The 568-nt window shown below is 65.1% G+C and carries 1 protein-coding gene and 1 pseudogene; both read left to right on the top strand.

Annotation, left to right across the window (positions count from 1 at the left end; all coding sequences use genetic code 11):
* Positions 1-206: pseudogene (locus HX846_RS38005) on the top strand (AP endonuclease); the annotation flags it as partial.
* The coding region (locus HX846_RS38000) for a PfkB family carbohydrate kinase (RefSeq protein ID WP_256740508.1) at positions 199-568 on the top strand (370 nt) is incomplete at its 3' end. The pseudogene HX846_RS38005 and the gene HX846_RS38000, both read left to right, overlap by 8 nt.

The following is a 568-nucleotide window of genomic DNA, read 5'->3' as shown; positions in this document are numbered from 1 at the left end:
GCCGCGCCGACGGCAAGCTGGTGGCTTTGCCGCCGGGCGCCGCCGACCTGCATCTGTGGGAACAACTGCTCAAGCACATGACTCAAGGTATTACCCGGGCCGTGGAATTTCCGCTGCAAGGCAATGACCTGGTGCCGGTCACCGCCCAGCAGGTCGCCACCCTCGCCGTCCTCGGCCAGCCCCGCGTGGAGAACGCACATGTCTGAGATCGATATCCTGTCGTTTGGTGAAACCATGGCGATGTTTGTCGCCGAACAGACCGGCGACCTGGCCCAGGTTGCCCAGTTTCACAAGCGCATTGCCGGCGCCGACAGCAACGTCGCCATCGGCCTGTCACGCCTGGGCTTCAACGTCGCATGGCTGAGCCGCGTGGGTGCCGATTCCCTCGGGCGCTTCGTGGTGGACACCTTGCAGAACGAAGGCCTGGACTGCACCCATGTGGCGGTGGACCCGCTGCACCCCACGGGCTTTCAACTCAAGTCCCGCGAGGAAGCCGGCGATGATCCGCAGGTGGAGTACTTCCGCCGTGGCTCGGCCGCCAGCCATCTGTCGGTCGAGGCGATCAAGC

This window comes from Pseudomonas sp. K5002 (assembly GCF_013386655.1).
In the GTDB taxonomy this organism is placed as follows: domain Bacteria; phylum Pseudomonadota; class Gammaproteobacteria; order Pseudomonadales; family Pseudomonadaceae; genus Aquipseudomonas.
This window is presented reverse-complemented; position numbering and strand designations above follow the sequence as displayed.